17 protein-coding genes are annotated in these 23,251 nt (G+C 69.0%); 10 read left to right on the top strand and 7 right to left on the bottom strand.

Annotated elements, in window-relative coordinates; genetic code table 11:
• Window positions 1-6: 6 nt before the first annotated feature.
• From parE to BM060_RS23230, 6 genes are all read left to right on the top strand, one after another.
• Complete coding sequence (parE, locus tag BM060_RS23255; protein WP_061562963.1) at window positions 7-1,905, top strand: DNA topoisomerase IV subunit B; 1,899 nt, start codon at window positions 7-9, stop codon at window positions 1,903-1,905.
• The gene (locus BM060_RS23250) at window positions 1,905-2,915 is read left to right on the top strand and encodes an esterase-like activity of phytase family protein (RefSeq protein ID WP_074983399.1); all 1,011 of its coding nucleotides are present in this window, start codon (window positions 1,905-1,907) and stop codon (window positions 2,913-2,915) included. Before parE ends, BM060_RS23250 begins: the two co-directional genes overlap by 1 nt.
• Window positions 2,912-3,436 (top strand): retropepsin-like aspartic protease family protein, encoded by a 525-nt coding sequence (locus BM060_RS23245; protein WP_074983396.1) that lies wholly within the window; start codon window positions 2,912-2,914, stop codon window positions 3,434-3,436. Before BM060_RS23250 ends, BM060_RS23245 begins: the two co-directional genes overlap by 4 nt.
• A gap of 7 nt (window positions 3,437-3,443) precedes the next feature.
• Window positions 3,444-5,708 (top strand): DNA topoisomerase IV subunit A, encoded by a 2,265-nt coding sequence (gene parC, locus BM060_RS23240; protein WP_074983393.1) that lies wholly within the window; start codon window positions 3,444-3,446, stop codon window positions 5,706-5,708.
• A gap of 155 nt (window positions 5,709-5,863) precedes the next feature.
• A complete protein-coding gene (locus BM060_RS23235) occupies window positions 5,864-6,577 on the top strand; it encodes a PqiC family protein (protein WP_074983391.1) in 714 nt (237 codons plus the stop codon).
• 141 nt (window positions 6,578-6,718) lie between these two features.
• Window positions 6,719-8,353 (top strand): glycosyltransferase family 39 protein, encoded by a 1,635-nt coding sequence (locus BM060_RS23230; RefSeq protein WP_083426821.1) that lies wholly within the window; start codon window positions 6,719-6,721, stop codon window positions 8,351-8,353.
• Window positions 8,354-8,415: 62 nt separating this feature from the next.
• Here BM060_RS23230 and BM060_RS23225 read toward each other — a convergent pair whose 3' ends face one another.
• The gene (locus BM060_RS23225; RefSeq protein ID WP_074983389.1) at window positions 8,416-9,993 is read right to left on the bottom strand and encodes an AhpA/YtjB family protein; all 1,578 of its coding nucleotides are present in this window, start codon (window positions 9,991-9,993) and stop codon (window positions 8,416-8,418) included.
• Window positions 9,994-10,181: 188 nt separating this feature from the next.
• Here BM060_RS23225 and serB point away from each other — a divergent pair, with 188 nt between their 5' ends.
• Entirely contained in the window at window positions 10,182-11,402 is a 1,221-nt protein-coding gene (serB, locus tag BM060_RS23220) for a phosphoserine phosphatase SerB (RefSeq protein WP_009613510.1), read from the top strand.
• A 612-nt stretch (window positions 11,403-12,014) separates the two neighbouring features.
• Here the strand turns inward: serB and BM060_RS23215 are convergent.
• The 5 genes from BM060_RS23215 to BM060_RS23195 form a co-directional block, all read right to left on the bottom strand.
• Window positions 12,015-14,087 carry an EAL domain-containing response regulator gene (locus tag BM060_RS23215; RefSeq protein WP_074983387.1) on the bottom strand — a complete coding sequence of 691 codons (2,073 nt, stop codon included), beginning with the start codon at window positions 14,085-14,087 and terminating at the stop codon, window positions 12,015-12,017.
• A gap of 62 nt (window positions 14,088-14,149) precedes the next feature.
• Entirely contained in the window at window positions 14,150-15,958 is a 1,809-nt protein-coding gene (locus BM060_RS23210; RefSeq protein WP_074983385.1) for a cyclic-di-GMP receptor FimW-related protein, read from the bottom strand.
• Window positions 15,959-16,142: 184 nt separating this feature from the next.
• A complete protein-coding gene (gene asd / locus BM060_RS23205; protein ID WP_074983384.1) occupies window positions 16,143-17,012 on the bottom strand; it encodes an archaetidylserine decarboxylase in 870 nt (289 codons plus the stop codon).
• 3 nt (window positions 17,013-17,015) lie between these two features.
• Window positions 17,016-17,831, bottom strand: a complete 816-nt coding sequence (rhdA, locus tag BM060_RS23200; protein ID WP_074983381.1) for a thiosulfate sulfurtransferase — start codon at window positions 17,829-17,831, stop codon at window positions 17,016-17,018.
• 127 nt (window positions 17,832-17,958) lie between these two features.
• Window positions 17,959-19,509, bottom strand: coding sequence for an HDOD domain-containing protein (locus BM060_RS23195; protein ID WP_074983378.1), 1,551 nt, complete (start codon window positions 19,507-19,509; stop codon window positions 17,959-17,961).
• 122 nt (window positions 19,510-19,631) lie between these two features.
• Here BM060_RS23195 and motA point away from each other — a divergent pair, with 122 nt between their 5' ends.
• Entirely contained in the window at window positions 19,632-20,483 is an 852-nt protein-coding gene (motA, locus tag BM060_RS23190) for a flagellar motor stator protein MotA (RefSeq protein WP_043268576.1), read from the top strand.
• 3 nt (window positions 20,484-20,486) lie between these two features.
• Window positions 20,487-21,533 carry a flagellar motor protein MotB gene (gene motB / locus BM060_RS23185; protein WP_074983375.1) on the top strand — a complete coding sequence of 349 codons (1,047 nt, stop codon included), beginning with the start codon at window positions 20,487-20,489 and terminating at the stop codon, window positions 21,531-21,533.
• Between the two features lie 46 nt (window positions 21,534-21,579).
• On the opposite strand, the gene rsgA is transcribed toward motB, so the two are convergent.
• Window positions 21,580-22,611, bottom strand: coding sequence for a small ribosomal subunit biogenesis GTPase RsgA (rsgA, locus tag BM060_RS23180; protein WP_074983372.1), 1,032 nt, complete (start codon window positions 22,609-22,611; stop codon window positions 21,580-21,582).
• 89 nt (window positions 22,612-22,700) lie between these two features.
• Here rsgA and orn point away from each other — a divergent pair, with 89 nt between their 5' ends.
• Window positions 22,701-23,243 carry an oligoribonuclease gene (gene orn, locus BM060_RS23175; RefSeq protein ID WP_074983370.1) on the top strand — a complete coding sequence of 181 codons (543 nt, stop codon included), beginning with the start codon at window positions 22,701-22,703 and terminating at the stop codon, window positions 23,241-23,243.
• The last annotated feature ends 8 nt before the right edge of the window (window positions 23,244-23,251 follow it).

Genomic DNA, 23,251 nt, shown 5'->3' with positions numbered 1-23,251 from the left:
GACCCCATGGCCCAGCAGAACGCCTATACCGCAGAAGCCATCGAAGTCCTCTCCGGCCTCGATCCGGTGCGCAAGCGCCCGGGCATGTACACCGACACCACGCGGCCCAACCACCTGGCCCAGGAAGTCATCGACAACTCCGTGGACGAGGCCCTGGCCGGCCACGCCAAGAGCGTGCAGGTGATCCTCCACGAGGACAACTCGCTGGAAGTGATCGACGACGGCCGCGGCATGCCGGTGGACATCCACCCCGAAGAGGGCGTGCCGGGGGTCGAGCTGATCCTCACCAAGCTGCACGCTGGCGGCAAGTTCTCCAACAAGAACTACCAGTTCTCCGGCGGCCTGCACGGCGTGGGCATCTCGGTGGTGAACGCGCTTTCCACCCAGGTGGAAGTGCGCGTCAAGCGTGACGCCAACGAATACCGCATGACCTTCGCCGACGGCTTCAAGGCCAGCGACCTGGAGGTCATCGGCAGCGTCGGCCGGCGCAACACCGGCACCACCGTGCGCTTCTGGCCCGATCCGAAGTATTTCGACTCGCCGAAGTTCTCCGTCAGCCGCCTGAAGCACGTGCTCAAGGCCAAGGCTGTGCTCTGCCCGGGGTTGCTGGTCACTTTCGAGGACAAGAGCAGCGGCGAGCGCGTCGAATGGCACTACGAGGACGGCCTGCGTTCCTACCTGGCCGACTCGGTGTCCGAGCTGCCGCGCCTGCCGGAAGAGCCCTTCTGCGGCACCCTGGCCGGCAGCAAGGAGGCGGTGGACTGGGCCCTGCTGTGGCTGCCCGAGGGCGGCGAATCGCTGCAGGAAAGCTACGTCAACCTGATCCCCACGGCCCAGGGCGGCACCCACGTCAACGGCCTGCGTCAGGGCCTGCTGGATGCCATGCGCGAGTTCTGCGAGTTCCGCAACCTGCTGCCGCGCGGCGTCAAGCTGGCCCCGGAAGACGTCTGGGAGCGCATCGCCTTCGTCCTCTCGATGAAGCTGCAGGAGCCGCAGTTCTCCGGGCAGACCAAGGAGCGCCTGTCGTCTCGCGAGGCGGCGGCCTTCGTCTCCGGCGTCGTGAAGGACGCCTTCAGCCTCTGGCTCAACGCCAACCCCGAGCTGGGCCTGCAACTGGCGGAGCTGGCCATCAGCAACGCCGGCCGCCGCCTCAAGGCGGGCAAGAAGGTCGAGCGCAAGAAGATCACCCAGGGCCCGGCGCTGCCCGGCAAGCTGGCCGACTGCGCCGGCCAGGACCCGATGCGCGCCGAGCTGTTCCTGGTGGAGGGCGACTCCGCCGGCGGCTCGGCCAAGCAGGCGCGGGACAAGGAATTCCAGGCGATCATGCCGCTGCGCGGGAAGATCCTGAACACCTGGGAAGTGGACGGCGGCGAAGTCCTGGCCAGCCAGGAAGTGCACGACATCGCCGTGGCCATCGGCGTCGACCCGGGCGCCGCCGACCTGAGCCAGCTGCGCTACGGCAAGATCTGCATCCTCGCCGACGCCGACTCCGACGGCCTGCACATCGCCACCCTGCTGTGCGCCCTGTTCGTCCGCCACTTCCGCCCGCTGGTGGAAGCCGGGCACGTCTACGTGGCCATGCCGCCGCTATACCGCATCGACCTGGGCAAGGAAGTCTTCTACGCCCTGGACGACGCCGAGCGCGACGGCATCCTCGACCGGCTGCTGGCCGAGAAGCGCCGCGGCAAGCCGCAGGTCACCCGCTTCAAGGGCCTGGGCGAGATGAACCCGCCGCAGCTGCGCGAAACCACCATGGACCCGAACACCCGGCGCCTGGTGCAGCTGACCCTGGAAGACGCCGAGGGCACCGTCGAGATCATGGACATGCTGCTGGCCAAGAAACGCGCCGGCGACCGCAAGTCCTGGCTGGAGACCAAGGGCAACCTGGCCGAGGTCCTGGCCTGATGCGCCGCGCGCTGGCCGCCCTGGCGGCCGTGCTCGGCTGCGCCCAGGCCCTGGCGGACGCACCCGCGGTAGGGCAGGGGCCGGCCCTGCAGTTCCTCTCCGAGCACGCCGTGGAAGGCATGCCCGCGGGCAACCTGTCGGGGCTGGCGCTGTGCGGCGGCGAGCTGTGGACGGTATCCGACCGCGACGACGACCGCCTCTACGGCCTGCGCCCGGACGAAACCCCGGGCAGCGTCTGGCAGGCCCGCGCCGAGACCTTCAGCGCGCCCGGGCTGCCCGACAGTGGCCTGTCCTGGGGCGCCCGCGCGCGCACCTGGCTGTATGGCCTGGTGCGCGGCGGGGCCATGGACTTCGAAGGCGTCAGCTGCGACGGCAAGGGCAACCGCTACCTGGTCAGCGAGGCCTATGCCGGCGTGCTGCGGGTGCCGGAGGCCGGCGCCGCGCAATGGCTGGAGCTGCCGCCGACGCTGCTGCGCCAGGCGCGCGCCAGCGGCCTGCTGATGGTCAACAACGCCTACTACGAAGGCCTGGCCATCGACGCCGACGGCAAGCGCCTGTGGCTCGCCGCCGAACGCCAGCGCCGCGGCCTGCTGCGCCTGCGCAACGACAACGGCAGCTGGAAATGCGACGGCGCCTGCGTGCTGCTCAGCGAGGCCGGGACGGCGCTGCCGCCGCCGCAGCTGGAAAGCGACAAGCCGCTGGCCCTGGACTTCTCTGACCTGGCGCTGTACCAGGGCAAGCTGTTCACCCTGGAGCGCCTGGTGCACCAGGTCTGCCGGCGCAACGCCGACAGCGGCGCCGCCGAGCGCTGCTGGTCGTTCGCCGACGGCGCCCTGGCGCCGGAGCGCCGCTACGCCTTGCCCTACGGTGTGGCCGAGGCCCTGGTGATCGACGACAAGGGCGCCTGGATCGGTCTGGACAATGGCGACGCGGCCCGCGCCGACGGCGATGCGCGACCCTACGTGCTGCGCTTCGCCGCCCCGGCGGAGGGCTGGCTGGGTGGCAAATGAACGACGCGCAACCCGGACGCCGCCTCGGCAAGGCCATGATGCTGCTCGCCTGGCTGGCCGGCATCGGCCTGGCCACGCACTTCTTCGGCCTATGGGAAAAGCGCCAGCACAACCCCAACGTCCAGCCGCAGTCGCTGCACGGCGACGGCTACGTGGAGCTGCGCCTGCTGGGCAACCGCCAGGGCCACTACGTGTTCGACGGTCTGATCGACGGTACCCCGGCGACCTTCCTGCTGGACACCGGCGCCAGCGCCGTGGCCGTGCCGGAGGGCCTGGCCCTGCGCCTGCAACTGCAGCGTGGCGCGCCCATCGACCTGGACACCGCCAACGGCCGCACCCGGGGCTGGCGCACGCGCCTGCAACGCCTGGAGCTTGGCGACATCCTGCTACGCGACGTGCCGGCGATCATCGCCCCGGGCATGGGCGGCAACGAGGTGCTGCTCGGCATGAGCGCCCTCAGACAACTCGAATTCTCCCAGCGCGACGGCACCCTGGTGCTGCGCCAGAACACTTCCCCGTGAGGCACGCATGAGCGAAACCCTCGATCTGAGCCTGGAAGGCGTGGAGCGCCGCTCCCTCGCCGAGTTCACCGAACAGGCCTACCTGAACTACTCCATGTACGTGATCATGGACCGCGCCCTGCCGCACATCGGCGACGGCCTGAAGCCCGTGCAGCGGCGCATCGTCTACGCCATGAGCGAACTGGGCCTGGACGCCGACTCCAAGCACAAGAAGTCGGCGCGCACCGTCGGCGACGTGCTCGGCAAGTACCACCCCCACGGCGACTCGGCCTGCTATGAAGCCATGGTGCTGATGGCCCAGCCGTTCTCCTACCGCTACCCGCTGGTGGATGGCCAGGGCAACTGGGGTGCGCCGGACGATCCCAAGTCCTTCGCCGCCATGCGCTACACCGAGGCGCGCCTGTCGCGCTACGCCGAAACCCTGCTCTCCGAGCTGGGCCAGGGCACTGCCGACTGGGTGCCGAACTTCGACGGCACCATGCAGGAGCCGGCAGTGCTGCCGGCGCGCCTGCCCAACCTGCTGCTCAACGGCACCACCGGCATCGCCGTGGGCATGGCCACCGACGTGCCGCCGCACAACCTGCGCGAAGTGGCCGCGGCCTGCGTGCGCCTGCTCGACCAGCCGGACGCCGGCGTCGGCGAGCTGCTCGAACACGTGCAGGGCCCGGACTTCCCCACCGAGGCGGAAATCATCACCCCGCGCGCCGACCTGCAGAAAATCTACGAGACCGGCCGCGGCTCGGTGCGCATGCGCGCCGTGTACCGCGTCGAGGACGGCGACATCGTGGTCACCGCGCTGCCGCACCAGGTCTCCGGGGCCAAGGTGCTGGAGCAGATCGCCGCGCAGATGCAGGCCAAGAAGCTGCCGATGGTCGCCGACCTGCGCGACGAGTCGGACCACGAGAACCCCACCCGCATCGTCATCATCCCGCGCTCCAACCGCGTGGACGCCGACGAGCTGATGACCCACCTGTTCGCCACCACCGACCTGGAAAGCTCGTACCGGGTGAACCTCAACGTCATCGGCCTGGACGGCAAGCCGCAGGTCAAGGACCTGCGCCAGCTGCTCAGCGAGTGGCTGACCTACCGCACCGACACCGTGCGCCGCCGCCTGCAGTTCCGGCTGGACAAGGTGGAGAAGCGCCTGCACCTGTTGGAAGGCCTGCTGATCGCCTTCCTCAACCTCGACGAGGTGATCCACATCATCCGCACCGAGGACCAGCCCAAGCCGGTGCTGATGGAGCGCTTCGCCCTCACCGACGTGCAGGCCGACTACATCCTCGACACCCGCCTGCGCCAGCTGGCGCGCCTGGAAGAGATGAAGATCCGCGGCGAGCAGGACGAGCTGGCCAAGGAGCGCGCCAAGCTGCTGGCGATCCTCGGTTCCAACGCCAAGCTGCGCAAGCTGGTGCGCGACGAGCTGATCGCCGACGCCGAGACCTATGGCGACGACCGCCGCTCGCCGATCGTCGAGCGCGCCGAGGCCAAGGCCCTCTCGGAAACCGAGCTGATGCCCACCGAGCCGGTCACCGTGGTGCTCTCCGACAAGGGCTGGGTGCGCTGCGCCAAGGGCCACGACATCGACGCCGAAGGGCTCTCGTACAAGGCCGGCGACACCTTCAAGGCCGCAGCGCCGGGGCGCTCGAACCAATACGCGGTGTTCATCGACTCCACCGGGCGCAGCTACTCGCTGGCGGCCCACAGCCTGCCGTCGGCGCGCGGCCAGGGCGAGCCGCTGACCGGCCGCCTGACGCCGCCGCCGGGCGCCAGCTTCGAGCGCGTGCTGCTGCCCGAGGACAACGCCCTGTACGTGCTGGCCTCGGACGCCGGCTACGGCTTCGTGGTCAAGGGCGAGGACATGCAGGCCAAGAACAAGGCCGGCAAGGCCCTGCTCAGCCTGCCCAATGGCGCCCAGGTCATGGCCCCGCGGCCGGTGGCCGACGTCGAGCAGGACTGGCTGGCGGCGGTGACCACCGAGGGCCGCCTGCTGCTGTTCAAGGTCTCCGACCTGCCGCAGCTGGCCAAAGGCAAGGGCAACAAGATCATCAGCGTGCCGGGCGAGCGCGTGGCCAGTCGCGAGGAATACCTGACCGACCTGGCAGTTCTGCCGCCGGGGGCGACCCTGGTGCTGCAGGCCGGCAAGCGCACCCTGTCGCTGCGCGGCGACGACCTGGAGCACTACAAGGGCGAGCGCGGGCGGCGCGGCAACAAGCTGCCGCGTGGCTTCCAGAGGGTCGATGCGCTGCTGGTCGAGTCACTGTCTCAGGACTGAAACGCTCTGCGATACACTCTGCCTCTGGAGCTATGGCGCCGGTTAAGGGATGATAGGTCCCTTTGACGCTGGCGCCATGGCTCCATTGTCGTTTTGGTTTGTGGTTTTTTGTAGCAAGTGACGCCGATCTTCGGCGAATTAACGGTGATTGCACGATGAGCGCCCTGCGCGTCCTCGCATGTCTTTCCCTCGTCGGCCTCCTCGGGCTGACGGGCTGTACGGTGAATCGGCCGACGCAACTGTACCAACTGGATGCCGGTGCGGCCCCGCTGCCGACCCGCGACAACGGTATCGCCGTACTCCTCGGTCCGGTGCAGCTGGCCGACTACCTGCAACGTGAGTCCATGGTCCAGCGCCAGGCCGATGGCATCCTCAACCTGTCCACCGAGGCGCGCTGGGCCGGCAGCCTGGAAACCAACGTCAGCCAACTGCTGGTGCGCCAGCTGTCCAGTAGTCTGGACACCACCCGCCTGGCGCTGTTCCCGGAACAGCCGGGGTTCACTCCGCAGGTGCAGGTGATGCTGACCATCACCCGCCTGGATTCCGGCCCGAAGGAGCCGGCGGTGCTGGATGCGCGCTGGCGCCTGCTCGACCAGAAGGGCACGCTGCGCGATAGCCGTGTGTTCCATGAAGAGGAAAAGCACGACGGCAGCCTGCAGGACCAGGTCCGTGCGCAGAGCGAACTGCTGCGCCGCCTCGCCGGGCAACTGGCCCAGGACGTGCGCCCGGTGGCGGTGGCCACCGAGCAGCCGGCCGCTCCGCGCAAGCCGGCGGCGAGCACCGAGCAGGCCGCCAAGCCCAAGGAAGAAGGGCCGAAGATGCCGCTGGTGGTGCCCATCCACAACAACGTCGAAGTCTTCCGCTTCTGATCGGCTGCGGCCCGCGAGGGTTCTCCTCCGCGGGCCGTCTTCATTGACGATTTCTTGACCGCGACGGTGCTAACAAGGCAGCGGTTCTGCCGGCACCGTTGATCGGAATCCCTTCGATCGGCCCCCGGCGGGGGTAAGCCCTTGCCCGTGTCCCTCTCCCTGTCGCCCTCCAGGCTGGCCAGCCTGGGCCCGGCCGCCCGCGCCTGGCTGCTGGGCGCGCTCGCCCTGCTGCTGTTCTGCGCCCAGGCCAAGGGGCGGGCGATCATCGGCTTCGACTCGCGCTTCGTGCTGTTCGCCCAGGAAATGCTGCGCCACGGGCCGAGCCTGTTTCCCAGCACCTATGGCGAACCCTACCCGGACTACCCGGGCACCTCGACGCTGCTCATCTACCTGCTGTCGCTGCCGTTCGGCCAGGTCGACAGCCTGGCCGCCTGGTTGCCCTCGGCACTGGCCGCGGCGGCGCTGGTGGCCCTGGTGTACCGCCTGCTGGAGCCGATCTCGCAGCGTTGGGCGCTGCTCGCCGTGGCGCTGTTGATGCTCACCGCGACCTTCGTCAGCGAGACCCGCGCGGTCTCGCTGGACCAGATGGTCGCGGCGCTGGCCCTGGGCGCCTTCTACCTCGCCTATCGCGATCGTGAACGTCCGCTACCGCCCCTGCTGGCAAAGCTGGGGGCGCTGCTGCTGGGCGGTTTCCTGGTCCGTGGCCCGCTGGGCCTGGTGATTCCCGCCGCAACGGTCTGCGCCTGCTGGCTGGCGGCGCGGGACTGGCGCCGGCTGCTGGTCTTCGGGCCGTTCGCTGCGGTCCTGCTGGTGATCTGCTGCCTGGCCCTGCTGGGCGCCGCCGAGCTGAGCGGCGGCCCCGGTTTCGTCCGGGAGGTGCTGCAGATGCAGGTCATCGGCCGTTTCGACGGCAGCGCCGGGGCCAGCTCGCCGTTCTATTACTTCCTCAGTGCGCCCGGCAATTACGCCCTGGCGTTCCCTTTGGCGCTGCCGGCGCTGTTGCTGCTGCCCGGCGCGCGTGGGCGGGGAGAGGCCGAGGGCACGCGGATACTGCTTGGGGCCTGCGCCCTGGCGGCGCTGCTGGTGATGCTCGGGCTTTCCGTGCCGCAGGCGAAGAAGGCCCGCTACATCCTGGCGGCGGCGCCCTACATGGCGATAATCGCCGCTTACCCCTTCCAGGTGGCTGGCAGCCGCCTGGCTTCGGCGTTGCGCTGGGTGATGCAGGGTGTCTGGTTGCTCCTGCCCGGGCTGTTGGCGCTGGCACTGGCATTCGCCTGGCGGCGTCTGGCCGGAGCCTTGCAGGGCTATCAGCTCGCCCTGTACGCCATCCTGGCGCTGTTGCTGCTCCTGCAGGGCTCGGCCCTGTGGGTGCTGCGCCACCCGCGGCTGCGGGCGCCGGGGCTGGCCGGCTGCGCCGTGCTGGCGCTATGGGCTGCCTATATCCTCGCCTTCGAGCCCATGGAACGAGCGCTGTACGGCACGCGCGCCTTCACCCTGGCCGCTGATGCCGCCATGGCCGCCAAACCGGCGCCGGTGGTTTTCGTTGGCCTGGGCAAGGACGCCAAGGCGATCAAGTACCTGGTCAACCTCGACCACGATCTGGTGCCGCGCTTCGTCGATCAGGACAACCAACTGCAGGGCCTGCGTGGCCCGCTCTACCTGGTGATGTCGGCGGCGCGCTTGCGGGCCCTGCAGCCACCGGCCCTGGCTGGCCTGAAGCCGCTGGTGGCTGCCGACTTCGACCATGAGCCCCATGTGCTGCTGTATCTGCCCTGAGGTTGCTCGACAGCGGGTTGCAGATGGGAGGCCGGCCGCCCATCGGGCGGCCGGCAGCGCGGTCAGGAGGTGCGCAGGGCGCGCATGCGGGTGAGCTGGCGTTCCAGCATCGACGGGTAGGGTTCCTTCAGCCATTCCACGCAACTGGCCTCGGCCGGGTTGGCGATGGCGCGGACGCGGGCGCGCTGGCGCACCTGCTCGTCCTCGGCGATGGCGCGCTCGATCAGCAGCAGGTTGCGGCTGTGCTGGCTGAGGTTCAGGGCGTTCTGCACGGCGCCTTCCTGCAGCAGCTCGGCCTGGGCCAGTTCCGCCAGTTCGTCGCCCTGGGTCAGGCCCAGTTGCAACTGTAGGGTGATGCCGCTGTCCACTACCTCGATCTGCAGGGCGTGGCCGAGGGCGCGCATCAGCTCGCCGCAGCACAGGGCATGGGTGAGGTAGTCGTCGTCGTCGCGGGCGTGGAAGAGGATCAGGCTGCCGCCGTCGCTGAGGGTGAACAGCTGGCCCTTGTACAGCCGTGCGGCCTGTTCCAGGCAGTCGCGGTAGCGCTCCAGCAGGTCCACCAGGCGGCTGCGCGGCAGGCGCCGCAGCTGTTCCTGGTTGCCCAGTTGCACGGCCAGCACGGCGCAGGGGTTGGGCAGCACCGGCTCGGGTTCTTCCTCGGGCTCTTCGGCGATTTCGGCGGCTTCTTCGGAGAAGTCCTCGGCGAACGCCTCAGTGGCCGCGGGCGTTTCGTCGTGCAGTTCGTCCTCGGCGAAGATGTTCTCGTCGAATTCGTGCTCGTCGCGCGGCAGGTCGAGGCGGGGTTCGCGTTCGTCGTCCGGCTCGCTGGCGATGTCGTCGTCGACGGCCTTCCCGGCGGGTTTCTCCGCGGCTTTCGCCAGGCTTGGCGCGGCCGCCTTGGGCGCGGGCTTGCGCGGCACGGGAGCGGGCTCGGGGGCCGGCGGCTTCTCCGGCACCAGGCGTGCCTGGAGCTGGCGGGCCAGGTCGCCGATCTCGTTCTGCAGGCCGGCGCCGGGGGCGGGGTCGTCCGGGTCGCGCAGCCACACGCGCAACTGCAGCAGCGGGGTGGAGATGTGGCGGCCCAGGCGCAGGCTGAGGGTCAGGGTGAGCAGCAGCAGGATCAGGCTGATCAGGCCCATGCTCTGCAGGCTGACCATCATCGGCTGCTGGAACTGCTCCATGTCCAGGCTGATGCGCAGCTGGCCGGCCATGACCTCCTGGAAGGTGATCTGCGTCGAGTAGACGCCCTCGCTATCGCCCAGCAGGCCCTGCTTGGGCCGCGAGCCGGCCTCGGCCAGGGTGCGGCCGTCGGCGCTGTAGATGGCGGCGTGGGCCACCAGCGGGTTCTTGGTCAGGTTGCCCAGCAGCACGTTGAGGCTGAGGATGTCATTGGACACCAGCAGCTCGGTGGCCGAGGCCGCGGTCTGGGTGGTCAGGCTCTGGCCCACGGCGTCGGCCTGCTGGTGCATGGCCTGCTTGAACTGCATGCCCATCACCCAGGCGTAGATCAGCAGCGCCGCCGCCACCAGCAACAGGCTGTGGATGGCGATGCGCAGGGCGATGGGCACCCGGCGCTGGCGCAGGGCGTGGTACAGCAACAGGAAGAAATTGTCGGGCTTGACGGACGTGGGCCGGGTCACAGCGGGCTCGGTCTTCTATGAAGGACAGTCCCGGCAGTATAACGGCGCCCCGGAAACGGGCAAAGCGCCGGTCCGTCCGTGATCCGGCCGGCACGGACGATCCGATCGGCGGTTGTGCCGCCGGCGGGCGAGGCGGCGGCCGAGAAAGGCGCTAGAATGTGCGCTTTTTCCATGGCGGAGACTGCGCCTTGCGCGAAATCGTCCTGATCAACATCACCGGGGAAGACCGCCCCGGCCTCACCGCCGCCATCACCGGCGTGCTGGCCCAGGGCGGGGTGAACATCCTCGACATCGGCCAGGCGGTGATCCACGACACCCTGTCCTTCGGCATCCTGGTGGAGATTCCCGACACCGAGCGGGCCTCCGCGGTCCTCAAGGACGTGCTCTTCACCGCCTACGAGCTCGACCAGCAGGTGCGCTTCACCCCCGTCTCCGAGGCCGACTACCAGCAATGGGTCGGCGGCCAGGGCAAGCCGCGCCAGATCGTCACCCTGCTGACGCGCCGGGTGACCGCCGAGCAGTTGCAGCGGGTCAGCTCGATCACAGCCAAGTACGGGCTGAACATCGACCACATCGACCGCCTGTCCGGGCGCATGCCGCTGGACATGCCGGCCGAGCGCGGCAAGGGCTGCATCGAGTTCTCCGTGCGCGGCGAGCCGGCCGACCCGGTGGCCCTGCGCGCCGAGTTCCTCAGCGTGGCCCAGGAGCTGAACGTCGACATCGCCTTCCAGCGCGACTCGCTGTACCGCCGCAACCGCCGCCTGGCGGTGTTCGACATGGACTCGACGCTGATCGAGGCCGAGGTCATCGACGAGCTGGCCAAGGCCGCCGGCGTCGGCGAGCAGGTGTCGGAAATCACCGAGCGGGCGATGCGCGGCGAGCTGGACTTCCGCGCCAGCTTCAAGGAGCGCCTGGCGCTGCTCAAGGGCCTGTCCGAGGACGTGCTCGAGGAAATCGGCGCCTCGCTGCGCCTGACCGAGGGCGCCGAGACGCTGTTCGCCGAGCTCAAGCGCCTGGGCTACAAGACCGCGATCCTCTCCGGCGGCTTCACCTATTTCGCCCGCCAGCTGCAGGCGAAGCTGGGCATCGACTACGTCTTCGCCAACGAGCTGGAGATCGTCGACGGCAAGGTCACCGGCGTGGCCATCGAGCCGATCGTCGACGCCCAGCGCAAGGCCGACCTGCTGCGCGAACTGGCGGCGAAGGAAGGCCTGCAGCTGGAGCAGACCATCGCCGTGGGCGACGGCGCCAACGACCTGCCGATGCTCGGCCTGGCCGGCCTGGGCGTGGCCTTCCGCGCCAAGCCGCTGGTCAAGCAGTCGGCCAAGCAGGCCATCTCCACCCTGGGCCTGGACGGCATCCTCTACCTGCTGGGCTTCCGCGACCGCGAGGGCGTGGACGGGCGCTGAGGCGGCAGGAATACGGGGATGCCGAACCGTAGGGCGTATAACGCTCCGCGTTATACGCCGCTTGACCTTGGCACCAGGCCGCTCGGGGTTGAGCTGGAAAAACGCCTGGTTGGAATGCGGAGCCGGCGAGGGCATGGGTGTAGCGGCGTATAACCGCGAACGGTTATACGCCCTACCGAGGCTCCGCCACGGGGTTCGATGTCGACCTGTAGGAGTGCGCCCTGCGCGCGATTCGCGGGCAGGGCCCGCTCCTACAAATGAATCCGTGCGCCGAGGCGCCTTTCGTAGGATGGGTTGAGTTTACGAAACCCATGCGGCCGTGATGATGGGTATCGCTTCGCTCAACCCATCCTACGTTTGCCGGAAGGCACAGGAGTATCGGCGTATAACCGCGAACGGTTATACGCCCTACCGAGGCTCCGCCGCGGGGTTCGATGTCGACCTGTAGGAGTGCGCCCTGCGCGCGATTCGCGGGCAGGGCCCGCTCCTACAAATGAATCCGTGCGCCGAGGCGCCTTTCGTAGGATGGGTTGAGTTTACGAAACCCATGCGGCCGTGGTGATGGGTATCGCTTCGCTCAACCCATCCTACGGGGTGCCGTGTTTGAGCGGATCACTCCTCCGAAGAGAAGTCGTAATCCATCGCCTGGCTCGGACCCTGCAGGTAGCGGCCCTGGATGTAGTTGGCGCCGGCCTGCCAGAGGGTGGCCAGGGCCGTGGCGCTTTCCACCATGGGCACTATGGTCAGCTTGGCCTGGGCGTGCAGGCTGGCCATCAGGGTGCGCAGGTTCTCCTGGTTCTCCGGGCGGCTGAGGTCCTGCACGTAGGAGCCGTCGATCTTCACGAAGTCGACGTTCATGTGCTTGAGCGTGTTGAACGGGTTCAGCGCGCAGCCGAACTGGCCGAGGGCGACCTGGCAGTGCAGCTCGGCGAGGCCCTGGCTCAGCGCCTTGGCCTGCTTGAGGTGGGCCACGGCGTCGGTTTCGCTGACCTGCAGGATCAGCGAGTCGGCCGGCAAGCGCGCGGCCTTCAGCGCCACCGCCAGCCAGGGCAGCAGCCCGGCGTCCTGCAGGCTGGGGCCGGACAGGTGCACGAAGAGCTTGGTGTTGTGGCCCTTGGCGCGGTGCTCGGCGAGCAGCTTGATGGAGTTGAGCAGCACCCAGCGGTCGATGCGCTCGGCCAGGCCGCCGGCCTTGGCCGCGCCGAAGAAGTCGGCGGCGGGCACTTCCTCGCCCTGCGGGTTGAGCAGGCGCAGCAGCACTTCGTACAGCTCGTGGCTGTCGCCGCGCAGGCTGATGATCGGCTGGAACAGCAGGCGGAAGGCATTCTTCTCCAGCGCCTGCTGGATGATCGCCAGCAGGTCGCCGCGGCTGGCGGCGGCGGCCAGTTCGTCGGCCGGGTCGTAGAGCTTGATGCCGTTGCCCTCGGCCTGGGCGATTTCGTCGGCGCAGCGATGGGCGCGGTCGATGACGTCCTGGGCGCGGCTGGTCTTTTCGTCGAGCCCGGCGCAGCCGATCGACAGGGTGACCTGGGCGGTGCGCCCGTGGATGTCGAACAGGTGGCCCTCGACCTTCTTCAGCAGGCTGGCGAACAGGGCCTTGCTCTGTTCCGGCGTCTGGCCGTCGAGCAGCACGCTGAAGGCGTCGTCGCTGAAGCGCGCCAGTTGCGCGCTTTCGGGGAAGTGCTCGCGCAGCAGATGGGCGAGGTCGGCCAGCAGCAGGTCGATGCTGGCGATGCCCAGGCTCAGCTGCAGGTGCTGCGCGCGGTCGAGCAGCAGGTAGGCGAGAGTGGCCGGCTGGCCGGCGGTGACGGCGCGCTCCACGGCGGCATCCATCAGGTCGAGGAAGTGGGCGCGGTTGAACAGGCCGGTGACCAGGTCCTGGCTGCTGACCTCGCGCAGCTTCTCCTGCAGCTCGCTGTTGTCCTGCTCGGCGCGGATCACCACCTGGATGCACGGCTCGCCGTCATAGGTGGCCGGCGAGAAGCCCATGCGCGCGCGGAAGGTCTGGCCATCGACGCGCACGCCGTCGCACAGCAGTTCGTTGTCGCCCTCGCCGTGCTGGTAGCCCTTGAGGAAATCCTTGAAGGTGGCCTGGTCGGCGGCGGCGATCAGGTCGATCATCGGCAGGCCTTCCAGTTCCTCGGCGTCCTCGTAGCCGAACATCGCGACGTAGGCGCGGTTGGCGTAGATGTGCATGCCGTCGTGGACGTAGGTGATGGCGTCCACCGAGCTGTCCAGCAGCAGCTGGCAGCGCTTTTCCGCCTCGCGCAGGGCGACCTCGGCGGTGCGCCGGGCGCGGCGTTCCTCCAGGGCGGCGAGTTCGCGGTTGGCCACCAGCACCAGGCGCTCGTCCTCGCCCTGGGGCAGGGCGTCCTGGGCGCCCAGGGCCAGGGCCTCGGTGATGCTGTCGGAGTCGTTGCCTTCGACCAGTTGGATGAAGGGGATGTCCTTGGCCTGGCGGCGCAGGCTGGCCAGGGCCTCCTCCGGCGCCAGGGCAGCGCTGTGCGGGGCGGCGATCAGCAGGTCCCAGGTCTGTTGCAGGGCCTCGCCGAGGTCTTCGCTGGAGGTCACGCGGTGGACGCGGGTCGCACGCCCGGCGTTGCGGAACAGGCTGACCAGACGTTCGGCCTCGTTCTGCGAGTCTTCCAGGATCAGCAGGCGGACGGTTTTCTTTTCATTGGCCATGAAGAGCTGCTTATGGCGCGCCGGACGGCAGCCAGGAGGCGACGAATGGAGTGCGGCCGAATCTACAGCGACTTCCAGAGTGAGTCAAAGTCTTCCTCCCCGTGCCCCGTGTGGCCGTTCGCTCCTGTGACGGGCTTATCGTCGGCGCCCTTCGGACGCTCCTGGGTACTGTATTCGAACTGGCTGAAACTGCCGGTGGCGGTGAGCTTGCGTGTCAGGGTGGCGCGGCGTTCCTCGCCATGCAGGTTGATCTGCACGCGGCTGCCTTCCTGGAACGGCAGCCGCGGCGAGATCAGCGTCGCCGGCCGCGAGATGGCGGCGATCTCCGGCAGCAGCAGGGCGCGCAGGTAGTGGCTGCTCTGCTCCGACTTGCGCAGCAGCTGCAGGCCGCAGGGCTGGGCGATGGGGGCGATCAGCTCGATGCCCATCTGCGTGCCGCCGCCGCGGACCTGGCGGATCCAGCGCACCACCGCGATGCTCCAGCCCTGGCCGGGAACGTCCTGGATGCCGAGCAGTTCGCCGGCCTGCAACTGGCTGGGGATTTCCTTCGGCCAGGTCAGGCAGTAGCCGCCGGGGCTGTGGTTGACGATGGGCAGGGCGAAGACCGGGTACTCGTCGCTGGTCGCCGACTCGGCGGCGTCGGCCGAGCCTTGCTCCGCCGTCCGCAGCGGCTGGTATTCGATTTCCTCCAGTGGCATGCCCGGTTGCCAGTCGGTGACCTTTTGCGCATCGAAGGCATTGGCCCAGGCGTCGTTCACTTCCGCCTGGAAGGTCGCCTGCACCGGTTCGGGCAGCTTGAGCAGGTCGGCGAACGGGCGCCGGCCGGACAGGTAGTAGTGCAGCGCGCTCATGCCGATGCAGAGGGTCAGCTGGCCCTGGCCGGAGGTGCGCTGGAAGCTGCGCTCGGCGATGTCGCCCCAGGCGCTGGCCAGGTGCTGCAGCAGGTCGATGCTGATGCGCTCGGCGCCCTTGAGCGGCAGCTTGGCGCGTTGCTCGGCGGGGGCGTCCATGTATTCCTTGATCGCCGCCACCAGGCGCTGCGGGTCCATGCCCAGGCCGTTGTGCAGGTCGCCGGCCTTGTACAGCGAGCGGTAGCGCGGCGGGCCGTCCACCTGCGGGGCGACCACGAACAGGCTGGACGGCAGGTCGGCCTCCTGCAGGCGCACCAGCGCGCCCCAACCCTCCAGGGCTTCGGCCAGTTGGGCGATGCCGGCCTGGCGCATCTGGTTGCAGCGGGCGCAGCCCAGCAGCAGGGCCACCAGGTAGGCCTGTTCGATGGTCAGGGTGTTGCCGTGCTTGGCCAGGTCGTCGCGGACCGCCAGGGCCTGCACGCCCTTGCTGCGCGCCAGTTGGTAGAGCTGGTGCAGCTCCAGCCACAGGCTTTCCGGCACCGGGCAGTAGAGCTGCTGGGCGCGGATCAGCGGGCCGCAGAGGCTGCGGATCGCCCGCTGCAGGGCGAGGGTGAGGATCTGTGCGCGTTCGCGGGTGAAGCGCGGCGCCTCGCGCACCACCACCAGCTTGTAGCCGACGGCCAGGTGGTTCTGCAGGGCCTGGCAGAGGTTGGCGACCTTGCGCGGACGCTCGTCGAGGACGATGGACTGGTTGAGGAAATGGCGTTCGAGGTTGTGGCAGACCGACTGGACTTCCGGGCGGAACAGCTCCAGCAGCTGCAGGCGGGCTTCCACCGGGAGCTTCAGTTGGTTCAGCTCGATCAGGCCCTGGTAGAGCTGGCGCGCGGTCTCGCCGAGGTTGGCCTTGGGCAGGTGGTCCAGCCAGTATTTGATGTCGCGCGCGGTGACGTTGCAGAAGCTCAGGCTTTCCTGCGTCGGAGTGGGAACGCGCAGCAATTGCTGGGGACTCGTATTGTCCATGGTCGGATGAGGTGCTCCACGATCTGGGCCGTTCGCTGGACCGTTGTGCCGGTCTTGGGCGCCGGTTTTTTCCAAACTCTAGCAGTATCCACCTGAGAAGGCAGCCCGTTCCCAGGTTGGGAAGCGGGCCTGCCGTTGGCTTTCGGGTAACAGGCCGGATACAGGCTACCCGGCCTGCGCCGACTCACACTTGGTGGGCGTTGCCCAGCAACTGGCCCATGCGCACCGGGCTGCCGGCGGCCAGTTGCTCGGCCCAGGCGACCTGCTCGGGGCCGAACAGCACGATGGCGGTGGAGCCCAGTTTGAAGCGCCCCAGTTCCGCGCCTTTTTCCAGGTGGATGGGCTGGCGGGCCGCTTCGTCGTAGGCGAAGGCCTTCAGCTCGCGCTTCGGCGGCGTGACCAGGCCGGCCCACACGGTTTCCACCGAGGCGACGATCATCGCGCCCACCAGGACCACGGCCATGGGCCCGCGTTCGGTGTCGAACAGGCAGACCACGCGCTCGTTGCGGGCGAAGAGTTCCGGCACCTGCTCGGCGGTGAGCTGGTTCACCGAGAACAGCCGGCCGGGCACGTAGACCATCTCGCGCAGGGTGCCGGCCAGCGGCATGTGCACGCGGTGGTAGTCCTTGGGCGAGAGGTAGACGGTGGCGAAGCTGCCGCCCATGAAGGGCGAGGCGCGCTCGGCGTCGCCGCCCAGCAGCGCGGTCAGGCTGAAGCTGTGGCCCTTGGCCTGGAAGATGCGCCCGTGCTCGATCGGGCCGAGCTGGCTGATGGCGCCGTCGGCCGGGCAGAGCACGCCGCCGGGCGTTTCGTCCAGCGGCCGCGCGCCGTCCTTCAGGGCGCGGGTGAAGAAGGCGTTGAAGTGCTCGTAGGCCTGCAGGTCTTCCACCAGGGCCTCGCGCATGTCGACCTGGTAGCGGCGGGCGAACCAGCCGATCAGGCGGTTCTTGAACCAGGCGGCGCGGCATTCGGCCGCGCAGCCGATCAGGCGCGACAGCAGATGATGCGGCAGCAGGTACTGGCCGAGGATGAACAGACGATCTTTGAACGACATTCCTTAAACCTCTACGGGGGTGTCGGGGTGGTTGCCCCATTCCGACCAGGAGCCGGCGTAGCCCTTGACCCGCGGGTAGCCGAGGGCCTTGGCCACCAGGTAGGTGAAGCCGGAACGGTGGTGGGTCTGGCAGTGGGTGATCACTTCCTTGTCCGGGGTGATGCCCAGGCTTTGGAGGATCTGCGCCATGTCGGTGCGGATGCGCAGGGCGCGGGCCGCGTCCATGCCGGCGGTCCACTCGAAGTTGACCGCGCCGGGGATGTGCCCGCCCTTGGCCGCCAGCACCTTCTGGCCGTTGTATTCGCTGGGGTTGCGCGCGTCCCAGACGGCCAGGTCGGCGGCGCCCAGGCGGCTCTGCAGGTATTCGCGGGTGGCGGTGGGTTCGTCGTGCAGCGTCAGCGGCAGCGAGCCGCCGGCCGGCGCCGGAACCGCCTGGCTCAGCTCGCGGCCCTCGGCCAGCCAGGCGTGCAGGCCGCCGTCCAGGTAATGGTAGCGCTGGTGGCCGATGACGTCGAGCAGCCAGATGAAGCGCCCGGCCCAGCCGCCGCCTTCGTCGTCGTACACCACGTAGACGGCGTCCGGGTTGTGCCCCAGTTCGCCGAACAGCGCTTCCAGGTCGGCCTTGGCCGGCAGCAGGCCGGGCGCCGGCGGCTGGCCCCACTGGGTGCGCGCGGGGGCGACGAAGCGGGCACCGGGCAGGTGGCCCTCGGCGTAGCGCGCCGGGCTGGTCAGGTCGACCAGGATCAGCTCGGGGGCGTCGAGGCGGGTGGCCAGCTCGGCCGGTTCTATCACCAGGGGCAGGTCGGAAAAGGCGGACATGTCGGCATCTCCCTGAGGGCGGGGGCGGGGGACGGGATGGCGTGAGCTGGCGCCCTGGGCTACCCGCGAAACCCCGCAGTTTAACGAAAAAGCGCGGGGCGCTGGCGGGCAATCGCTTCAGGGCGTGTCACTGGGCCGCAGGTGCGCCGAATTGCTGCAGGGCGCGTTCGATGCACTGGCAGGTCTTGTCGAAGGCCTGGCCCTGGACCTCGCCGATGGGGTGGCCGTTGCGGTCGGCGACCACCAGCATCACCACGCGCTGGCCGCGGGCCAGGGAACGCAGCAGCAGGTGGTCGCCGGGCAGCGCCGCCTTCAGGCGGCCGGGCAGCAGCGCGGAGTACTCGGCCATGTTGGCCGGGGTGAGGTGCAGGCGCGCCGGGCGTTCCAGCAGGCGGCGCAGCAGCTGGCCGCTGGCCACCGGCAGTTGCAGGTTCTGCTCCGCGGGGGCCAGGCCGAAGCTGCGGCGGGCCTGCAGCAGGTTTTGCTGGCGGTCGGCGAGCAACAACACGGCGCGGCCCAGGCCGCAGGCGTGCAGGGCTTCGCTGGCGCATTCCAGCAGCGGCACCAGGTTGCCGAACGGGCTGGGCGTGCGCAGCAGTTCGGCGCACAGCCGGCGCCATTGTTCTGGGTTGCCGGCGGCGGGGGCGGGAGCGTTAGCCGCCGTAGGCTCGGATGTGGGCGCGTGGCGCGGCAGCCAGCGTTGGCTGTCCCAGGGCCAGAGCAGCGCCTGGGCCGGGTGCCAGTAGCGGGCGTCGGCGTCCTTGCGGGCGCTCTCCACGGCCAGGGCGTGAACCTGCTGCTGCAGCGCCTCCAGCGGCTCCTGCAGGTAGAGCGCGGTGAGCCGCTGCCAGCGCAGCATGTGCGGCCCGCCCCAGGACTGGTGCGCGGCCATCGCCAGGCTGTTGGCCAGGAGGATGGTGTTGGCCGGGCGCGTCAGCCAGCGCGCCAGGTCGGGGTCGGCGTCCAGGCGCTGCTGCTGGGCCAGCGGCTCGCTTTCGGCGTGGGCCAGGTGCAGGGCGCGGACCAGCAGCTCGTGGTCCTCGCCGAGCAGGCGCAGGCCCTGGCCGATCCATTCCGGCAGGCGCCAGCGCTCGGCCAGGGCCGCGCACAGCGGCAGCAGGCGCATGCCCAGCAATTCCTGCTCCACCTCGGCGCTGGCGCGGCCTTCGCCGAGCACCTGCTGCTGCCATTCTTCGAGCAGGTCCGGGCGCGCCGTGGCCAGGGCCCAGACCGGCGCCAGGATGAACAGGCTGCCCCAGTGGATTTCCTGCCACAGGCGCGCCAGGCGGCTGGCGAACAGGCCGCTGGCCTGCTGCATGGCGTGGCGGCTGATCAGCAGCATCTGCCCCAGGGCCGGCGGCATCTGCGCGGCGGGCACGCTGGGCAGGCCCTCCAGCAGGGCCGCGGCGCGCACCAGGCCGAGGCGGCTGAGCGCCACTTCCAGGCTTTCCGCCGGGTTGTCCTGGGCCATGCGCGCGCGGTTGGCCTCGCGCAGGATGGCCAGGGCCAGGGTCGGGCTGTCCTGCAGCAGGTCGACGATGTCGCGCAGGGACCGGCGGTTGTCCGCCAGGGCGCGGCGCACGCGCTCGTGCTGTTCGGCGGGTACCGGCAGCGGCAACTCCTCCAGCAACTGGAGCCAGGAGGCGAGGCGCTGCGGGTCGGGTGTCTGGATGGGCATGCTTGGGCCGCCGAACTGGTTTTTACAATTTGCAGCCTATAGTCTTGCGCGGTTTCTCCGATAACAAGAGGGTGGCGCATATTGGCGCTCCCGTCCCGTCCACCGTTCCAGTCGACTCTTCAATGGCAAAAATCATCGGCATCATTGTCCTGCTGGGCAGCGTCCTCGGCGGCTACCTGCTCTCCGGCGGCAAGATCATGGCCATCGTGCAGCCCTTCGAAGTGCTGATCATCGGTGGCGCCGCGCTGGGCGCCTTCCTCCAGGCGAACCCCGGCAGCACCTTCATGACGGTGCTGAAGAAGGCGCCGAAGATGTTCAGCAACCGCTTCACCCACGTCTTCTACCTGGAAGTGCTGGGGATGCTCTACGAAATCCTCAACAAGAGCCGCCGCGAAGGCATGATGGCCATCGAGGCCGACCTCGAGGAACCCGCTTCCAGCCCCATTTTCAGCAAGTACCCGGCGGTGCTGAAGGACGAGCGCATGACCGCCTACATCTGCGACTACCTGCGCATCATGTCCTCCGGCAACATGGCGCCCCACGAGCTGGAAGGCCTGTTCGACATGGAACTGGGCAGCCTCAAGGAAGACTTCGAGCACCCGTCCCACGCCGTGACCCGCGTCGCCGACGCGCTGCCCGGCTTCGGTATCGTCGCCGCGGTGCTCGGCATCGTGATCACCATGGCCCTGCTCGGCCAGGGCAGCCAGGCGGAGATCGGCCACCACGTCGCCGCGGCGCTGGTCGGCACCTTCCTCGGTATCCTCGCCGCCTACGGCTTTGTCGGCCCGCTGTCCAACGCCCTGGAGCACGACGCCAAGGAAGAGCTGAACCTCTACGAGGCGATCAAGGCCTGCCTGGTGGCCTCGGCTTCGGGCATGCCGCCGTCGCTGGCGGTGGAGTTCGGCCGCAAGGTGCTGCTGCCGGCGCACCGTCCGAGCTTCAGCGAGCTGGAACAGGCGGTGCGCGGGCGCTAAGCGATGGATAACAACCAGCCGATCATCGTCAAGCGCGTCAAGCGCTACGCCGCCGGTCACCACGGCGGCTCCTGGAAGATCGCCTTCGCCGACTTCGCCACGGCGATGATGGCGTTCTTCCTGGTGTTGTGGCTGCTGTCCTCGGCCACCCCCGAGCAGAAGAAGGCGATTTCCGGCTACTTCCAGGACCCCATCGGCTTCACCGAGAGCGCCAGCCCCTACGTGATCGACCTCGGAGGCACGCCGACGCCGGCCCCGGACAAGACCCTCAACCCGCAGATCCAGGCCCAGCCGGAGGCGGACGAGACGCGCATCAGTCCGGAGTCGGAGAAGGAGGTCAACCCCGCCGAAGCCGAGCGCCAGGCCGAGCAGATCGAGCACGAGCGCCTGGAACTGCTGCTCCAGGAACTGCAGAACAAGGTCGACGAGAACCCCACGCTGCGCCGCTTCAAGGACCAGATCCTGTTCGAGATCACCCGCGACGGCCTGCGCATCCAGATCGTCGACGCCGAGAACCGGCCGATGTTCGACCTGGGCAGCGCGCGCCTGCAGCCGTACTTCGAGGACATCCTGCTGGCCATGGCCGAGACCATCAAGCAGGTGCCGAACAAGATCAGCATCAGCGGCCACACCGACGCCAAGCCCTACTCTGGCGACGAGTTCGGCAACTGGGAGCTGTCGGCCAACCGCGCCAACGCCGCGCGCCGCGCCCTGGTGGCCGGCGGCTACCCGGAAGGGCAGATCGCCCGGGTGGTGGGCTATGCCTCGTCGCAGCTGTTCGACCGCAAGAACCCGCTGAACCCGGTGAACCGGCGCATCGACATCATCGTCCTGACCAAGCGCGCGCAACGCGCCATCGAGGGCCAGGACGGCACCGCCGAGGAGCCGTCGGCCAGCCAGCCGGCCACGCCGCCTGCCGGTACCGCGGCGCCAGCCCAGGGCAGCGCGCCCGCGCCTGCGTCCCCGTCGCTGCCTGCCGGGCAGGTGCGCGAGAAGCTCAACCTGTTCGATGACGGCAAGCTGAAGCTGGACGAGCTGAAGAAACAGTGAGAACGGCCCTGGCGCTCCGACAAAGCTGTCGGAGTGCGGGCGCTGATCAGTAGTCCGTTTCCGGCAGGCTGGCGAGAATGTGCCGATAACTGGCCATGCGCTGCGGGCTGATGCGGCCTTCCTCCAGCGCCTTGAGCAGCGCGCAGCCCGGTTCGCGGTCGTGCTTGCAGTCGCGGAAGCGGCAGTGCCCGAGCAGATCGCGGAACTCGATGAAGCCGGCCTCGACGTCGTCGCGGGTGACGTGGCCCAGGCCGAATTCGCGGATGCCGGGGGAGTCGATCAGGTCGCCGCCGGCGGGGAAGTGGAACAACCGCGCCGTGGTGGTGGTGTGGGTGCCCTTGCCGGTGATCTCCGAGAGGTCGCCGACGCGGGTGTCCACCCCCGGCAGCAGGGCGTTGACCAGCGACGACTTGCCCACCCCGGACTGGCCGACGAACACGCTGACGTGATCGTTCAGCGCCGCGCGCAGGGCGTCCATGGCCAGGCCGTTGAAGGCCGAGACCTCCAGCAACGGGTAGCCCAGGTCGCGGTAGGTGCCCAGCAGCGCGTCGATCTGCTCGGCGTTCTGCTCGTCGATCAGGTCGGCCTTGTTCAGCAGCAGCAGCGGCTGGATGCCGGCGTGCTCGGCGGCGATCAGGTAGCGGTCGATCAGGTTGGCGTGGGGTTCCGGGCGCGGGGCGAAGACGATGACGATGCGGTCGACGTTGGCCGCCACCGGCTTGAGCAGGCCGCGCATGTCCGGGCGGCACAGTTCGGAGGTGCGCGGCAGCTGCGCGACTATCACGCCGATGCCCTGGTTGCCCGGGCGCCAGACCACGCGGTCGCCGGTCACCAGCGGCGGCAGGTTGGCGCGCAGGTGGCAGCGCAGCACGTCGCCGGCGTGCTCGCCCTCCAGCGCCTCGACTTCCACCTGGACGCCGAAGTGGGCGATCACCAGGCCGTTCTGCTCCGGCCCCAGGTCGCCGCCTTCCAGCTCCTCCAGGGCCCGCGACTCGCGCTTGGCGGCGCGCGCGGCGCGCTCTTCCTGGATCTTTTCGATGCGCCAGCTCTGCCGGCGGGTGAGATGACGCTTGGCCATAGGGAACCCGAGTGAAAAATCGCCGGCGAGTTTAGCATGCCCCGGCGCGCTTCCCGCTAAACTAGGGGGCTTGAGCCGAGGAGCGCAGCATGCAGAACCCACAGAACCTGATCTGGATCGACCTGGAGATGACCGGCCTGGACCCGGACCGGGACGTGATCATCGAAATGGCCACCATCGTCACCGACAGCGAGCTGAACATTCTCGCGGAAGGCCCGGTGATCGCCGTGCACCAGAGCGAGGAGACCCTCGCCGGCATGGACGAGTGGAACACCCGCCAGCATGGCCAGTCGGGGCTGACCCAGCGCGTGCGCGAAAGCGACATCGACGCCGCCCAGGCCGAGGCCATGACCCTGGCCTTCCTGGAAAAATGGGTGCCCAAGCGCGCCTCGCCGATCTGCGGCAACAGCATCTGCCAGGACCGCCGCTTCCTCTATAGGTACATGCCGAAGCTGGAAGCCTGGTTCCACTACCGCAACCTGGACGTCTCCACCCTGAAGGAACTGGCGGCGCGCTGGGCTCCGCAGGTGCGGGATGGCTTCAAGAAGGGCAATACCCACCTGGCGCTGGACGACATCCGCGAATCCATCGCCGAGCTGCGCTATTACCGCGAGACTTTCATCAAGGTCTGAACCCCCGC

The sequence above is a fragment of the Pseudomonas citronellolis genome (assembly GCF_900112375.1).
Lineage (GTDB): Bacteria > Pseudomonadota > Gammaproteobacteria > Pseudomonadales > Pseudomonadaceae > Pseudomonas > Pseudomonas citronellolis.
Note: the sequence above shows the minus strand (reverse complement) of the source record. Positions and strands in the feature narration are given on the sequence as shown.

Coding starts and splice junctions, on each gene's coding strand:
- parC (WP_074983393.1), top strand. CDS start 3,444: ATGAGCGAAACCCTCGATCTGAGCCTGGAAGGCGTGGAGCGCCGCTCC.
- BM060_RS23215 (WP_074983387.1), bottom strand. CDS start 14,087: ATGGCCAATGAAAAGAAAACCGTCCGCCTGCTGATCCTGGAAGACTCG.
- motA (WP_043268576.1), top strand. CDS start 19,632: ATGGCAAAAATCATCGGCATCATTGTCCTGCTGGGCAGCGTCCTCGGC.
- BM060_RS23210 (WP_074983385.1), bottom strand. CDS start 15,958: ATGGACAATACGAGTCCCCAGCAATTGCTGCGCGTTCCCACTCCGACG.
- orn (WP_074983370.1), top strand. CDS start 22,701: ATGCAGAACCCACAGAACCTGATCTGGATCGACCTGGAGATGACCGGC.
- BM060_RS23250 (WP_074983399.1), top strand. CDS start 1,905: ATGCGCCGCGCGCTGGCCGCCCTGGCGGCCGTGCTCGGCTGCGCCCAG.
- rsgA (WP_074983372.1), bottom strand. CDS start 22,611: ATGGCCAAGCGTCATCTCACCCGCCGGCAGAGCTGGCGCATCGAAAAG.
- asd (WP_074983384.1), bottom strand. CDS start 17,012: ATGTCGTTCAAAGATCGTCTGTTCATCCTCGGCCAGTACCTGCTGCCG.
- BM060_RS23195 (WP_074983378.1), bottom strand. CDS start 19,509: ATGCCCATCCAGACACCCGACCCGCAGCGCCTCGCCTCCTGGCTCCAG.
- parE (WP_061562963.1), top strand. CDS start 7: ATGGCCCAGCAGAACGCCTATACCGCAGAAGCCATCGAAGTCCTCTCC.
- BM060_RS23235 (WP_074983391.1), top strand. CDS start 5,864: ATGAGCGCCCTGCGCGTCCTCGCATGTCTTTCCCTCGTCGGCCTCCTC.
- rhdA (WP_074983381.1), bottom strand. CDS start 17,831: ATGTCCGCCTTTTCCGACCTGCCCCTGGTGATAGAACCGGCCGAGCTG.
- motB (WP_074983375.1), top strand. CDS start 20,487: ATGGATAACAACCAGCCGATCATCGTCAAGCGCGTCAAGCGCTACGCC.
- BM060_RS23245 (WP_074983396.1), top strand. CDS start 2,912: ATGAACGACGCGCAACCCGGACGCCGCCTCGGCAAGGCCATGATGCTG.